2 protein-coding genes and 1 pseudogene are annotated in these 4,459 nt (G+C 72.8%); 2 read left to right on the plus strand and 1 reads right to left on the minus strand.

Annotated features, from left to right (window positions below; genetic code table 11):
• Positions 1–1,594, plus strand: a pseudogene (locus AN218_RS07840) (hypothetical protein); the annotation flags it as partial.
• A gap of 58 nt (positions 1,595–1,652) precedes the next feature.
• Here the strand turns inward: AN218_RS07840 and AN218_RS07845 are convergent.
• Positions 1,653–2,045 carry a hypothetical protein gene (locus tag AN218_RS07845; RefSeq protein ID WP_338059600.1) on the minus strand — a complete coding sequence of 131 codons (393 nt, stop codon included), beginning with the start codon at positions 2,043–2,045 and terminating at the stop codon, positions 1,653–1,655.
• Positions 2,046–2,310: 265 nt separating this feature from the next.
• Here AN218_RS07845 and AN218_RS07850 point away from each other — a divergent pair.
• Positions 2,311–4,459, plus strand: a 2,149-nt coding sequence (locus AN218_RS07850; protein WP_079131916.1) for a sensor histidine kinase, incomplete at its 3' end; no start/stop codon positions are given.

Here is a 4,459-nt window from a genome sequence, read left to right on the forward strand (position 1 = left end):
CTCCCGGGCCGCCCTGGACCGGCTCAGCAACAAGGTCCGCACCCGCGCCGCGCAGCTCCTCGACGGCCCCGACGGCGCGGACGGTCCCGCCCGTCAGGCCGCCGCTGCACGGGCCGAGGCCCGTGTGCAGATGCTGGAGTCCCGCGCGGCGGAGGCGAGCGAGTCGCTGGGCCGGCTGCGCGGCGAGGCCGAGCGGCTGGCCCCCGAACAGGGCGAGTGCCACACGTCCCTGCCCGAGGACACCGTGCCCGGCGACGCCGCGGAGGCCCAGCGGCTGCTGCGTACGGCAAACGCCGAACTGGCCGCGTACGACGACGAGTTGACCCAGGCCCGCACCGAGCACGCCGCGCTGCTGCGCTCGCACCGCATGGCCACCGAGGCCGCGGACGCGTTCGAGGAGACGGCCTCGCTCCTGCGCGACCTGCTGCGCGACCCCCAACCCCAGGCGTCCGCCCAGGAGTCCGCCCAGCCGCAGGAGACCGAGCCCTACCCCGGCACGCCCGCCGAGGCACGGCAGGCCGCCGCCGAGGCACGCCGCTCGGTGCGCGGCTGCGCAGCCGATCTGTCCGCGGCCGAGCAGTCCCTGCGGGAGGCGTCCGACGTGCTGGTGCGGCACGCCAACTCCTCGCGCTACGAGCAGGTCCGCACCCCGGCCCGGCAGCAGATCCGCGAACTGCCCGCCGCCGCGCTGCCCGAGCACGCCGCCGCGTGGGCCGAGGCGTTCGCGCCCCGGCTCCGTGTGCTGAGCGACGAGCTGGAACAGCTCGAACGCAACCGCGACAGCATCGTCGACCGGCTGCGCGGCCTCGTCGAGTCGTCGCTCGCCACCCTCCGCTCCGCCCAGCGGCTCTCCCGGCTGCCCGAGGGCCTGGGGGAGTGGTCGGGCCAGGAGTTCCTGCGCATCCGCTTCGACGACCCCGACCAGGCCGTCCTCTCCGAGCGGCTCGGCGAGGTCGTGGACGAGGCGACCCGTACGGCCGTCGCGAAGAACTCGGATCTGCGGCGGGACGGAATGTCCCTGCTGCTGCGGGGAGTTCACGCCGCGCTGGAGCCGCGCGGTGTGAGCGTGGAGATCCTCAAGCCGGACGCGGTGCTGCGCGCGGAGCGGGTGCCCGTCGGCCAGATGGGAGACGTCTTCTCCGGCGGCCAGCTCCTGACCGCCGCCATCGCGCTCTACTGCACCATGGCGGCGCTGCGCGGCAACGACCGCGGCCACGAGCGCGATCGGCACGCGGGGACGCTCTTCCTCGACAACCCCATCGGGCGCGCCAACGCGACGTATCTGCTGGAGCTCCAGCGCGCCGTCGCCGACGCGCTCGGCGTCCAACTCCTCTACACCACGGGCCTGTTCGACACCACGGCGCTCGCGGAGTTCCCCCTCGTCATCCGGCTGCGCAACGACGCCGATCTGCGCGCGGGCCTGAAGTACATCAGCGTCGAGGAGCATCTGCGCCCCGGCTTGCCCGAGCAGGACCCGGGCGAGGAGGCCGTGCACGGGGAGATCACCGCGACGCGCATGTTCCGCAGGCCCGAGGGCGGGGAGCGGGAGCCGCGCGTCCCGGCTCAAGCGGACGGTACGCGCGGGGAGTTGTAGAGGAGACGCGGCGGGCCGGAACCGCTGGCCCGCCGCCGCGTACGGCCGCCGCCGGCGGTCACCGCGCGCGCTGGTTCCGCGGGCTGCGGTGGTTCCGCTGGGTGTGCCGTGCCTGGTGCTGCCGGGTCTGCGTATGCCGGGCCTGCGCGTGCGCGGCCTGTGCCTGCGGAGCCTGTGCCTGCGTGGCCTGCTGCCGGGGCCGCGCCCTGGCCAGCGCCCGTTCGCGCGCGACGCTGCTCGGCTCGGAGAACACCCCGTGCCGCTGCCGCCACACCTGCCGTGTGATCCACACGTCCAGCACCGCCCACGTGGCCACCACCGTGCTCGCGACGGTGGAGATCACCATCGGGAAGGCCAGCCACACCTCGGCCAGCGAGCAGAACACGGCGATCATCAACTGCACGAGAGTCACCGCGACGATGACGAGCGCGCGCACTGCCGCAGCCCTCACCAAATCCGGCAGTCTGGGCCTCGCGTACATGATCCTTTCACTCCCCCCTCACGATCCCCCACAGGTCACACGTTTCCATGTCAGTGGCCTGCGCCACAATCCAGGGACGCGTGTGGTGCATCGGCGGACAACTCAGGATGAGGCACCCTGGACGGCCGGTTTCCCGCTCGGACACATCTACGACGAGGTACGGCGGCAGTAGTAGGCTCACGCCGTTTGCTGTCGGAACTCGCCCCGGGACGGACGGGGTTGACTAGGGGAGGCCATGCGCTTGCGCGGTAGGTCGATCCGCCGGAAGATCGTGGTGCTGCTGCTGGTGCCGCTGTTGTCCCTGGTGTCCATCTGGGCCTTCGCCACGTACATCACCGGCCGCCAGGCGCAGGAGCTGCTCAACGTCGTCAACACCGTGGACAAGGTGGGCGATCCGGCTCAGGACGCGGCGCAGGCGCTCCAGCGCGAGCGGCGCCAGGTCATGGTCTACCTCGCCGACCCCCGCGGCTCGGAGGCGCTGACCCTGCTGAAGAAGCAGCAGCACGACACCGACGAACAGATCGCGAAGCTGCGCTCCAACGCCGGTGACCCCGCCCTGCGTTCGAACCTGACGGGCAACGCGCACCAGCGGCTCGACGTGATGCTCGACAAGCTCGGCGACCTGAAGAAGATCCGCGCGGCCGGGGAGAACACCCTCACCCGGGGCGGCGCGTTCCAGGCGTACAACGAACTCATCGACCCCTGCTACACCTTCCTCAGCGCACTCGGCGGCCTCGACGACGTCGACCTCGACAAGCAGGGCCGCGCCCTCGTCGACCTGGAGCGCGCCCGCGAATATCTCGCGCGCGAGGACGCGTTGATGGCCGCGGCCCTGGCCTCGGGGAAGATGACACAGGGCGACCGCCGCGCCTTCTCCGACCGCGTCGCCGAACGCAGCCTCACCTTCGAGACGACGCTCGCCGAACTCCCCGCCGAGGACCGGCAGATCTACGAGTCGTACTGGAACGGCACCGACGGCCGCACCCTGCGCAGCTATGAGGACGCCGTCATCGCCGCCGGCAGCGGCGGCACCGACGGCGTCGTCAACGCCGAACGCTGGCAGTCCGCGACCTCCACCGTCCTCACCGACCTCGAGCGCATGAACTTCGAGGCCCGCGACCGCTACGAGCAGCGCGTGCAGCCCAACGCCACGAAGGTGCTCATCCAGGCCGGCGCGGCGGCCGTCCTCGGCGCCGCCGCCGTCATCGCCTCGCTCATCATCTCCTTCCGGGTGGGCCGCGGCCTCGTACGGGATCTGCGCACCCTGCGCAGGGAGGCCCAAGAGGCCGCCGGCGTACGGCTGCCCAGCGTGATGCGGCGCCTCGCCGCGGGCGAGGCCGTCGACATCGAGACCGAGGCGCCGCGCCTGGACTACCCGCAGGACGAGGCAGGACAGGTCGGCCAGGCGGTCAACACCCTCCAGCGCGCCGCCGTCGAGGCGGCCGTCAAACAGGCCGGCATGCGCCGCGGCGTCTCCGAGGTGTTCGTCAACCTCGCCCGCCGCAACCAGGTGCTGCTGCACCGCCAGTTGAGCCTGCTGGACCACATGGAGCGGCGCACCGAGGACTCCGACGAACTGGCCGACCTCTTCCGCCTCGACCACCTCACGACGCGTATGCGCCGGCACGCCGAGGGTCTGGTCATCCTCTCCGGCGCCGCGCCCTCCCGGCAGTGGCGCAAGCCGGTGCAGCTCATGGACGTCGTACGGGCCGCCGTCTCCGAGGTCGAGGACTACGAGCGCATCGAGGTGCGCCGACTGCCGCGCCTCGCCGTGGACGGCGGCTCCGTCGCCGACCTCACCCACCTCATCGCCGAACTCCTGGAGAACGCCACGGTGTTCTCGCCGCCGCACACGGCGGTCCAGGTGCTCGGCGAGCGCGTGGCCAACGGCTACACCCTGGAGATCCACGACCGGGGCCTGGGCATGGCGGCCGACGCCCTCCTCGAAGCGAACCTGCGGCTCGCGGAGACACCGGAGTTCGAACTCTCCGACACCGACCGGCTCGGCCTGTTCGTCGTCTCCCGGCTCGCTCAGCGCCAGGGCGTACGCGTCTCGCTGCAGCCCTCTCCGTACGGCGGCACCACAGCCGTCGTCCTCATCCCCGGCCGGATCCTCACCGACACCTCCGGCCGCGGCGGCCAGGACGAGGAGAGCCTGGAGCGCGAGCCGTCGGGCACCGGCGTCACCGGCACCCGCCTTGACGCGCTCACCCGCGGACCGGGGGCGGCGGCCTCCGGCGGCACACCGCGGCAGCGGGCCGCACTGGACGGCCCCGTCGAACTGGAGGCCCCCTTCGGCGAGTTGGAGCGGGGCAGGTCGGAGAGCGACGGCGCCGACGGCCCGGAGGAACAGGACGGCAGCGGCAACGGCAGCGGCAGCGGCC

This window comes from Streptomyces nanshensis (assembly GCF_001751255.1).
Lineage (GTDB): Bacteria > Actinomycetota > Actinomycetes > Streptomycetales > Streptomycetaceae > Streptomyces > Streptomyces nanshensis_A.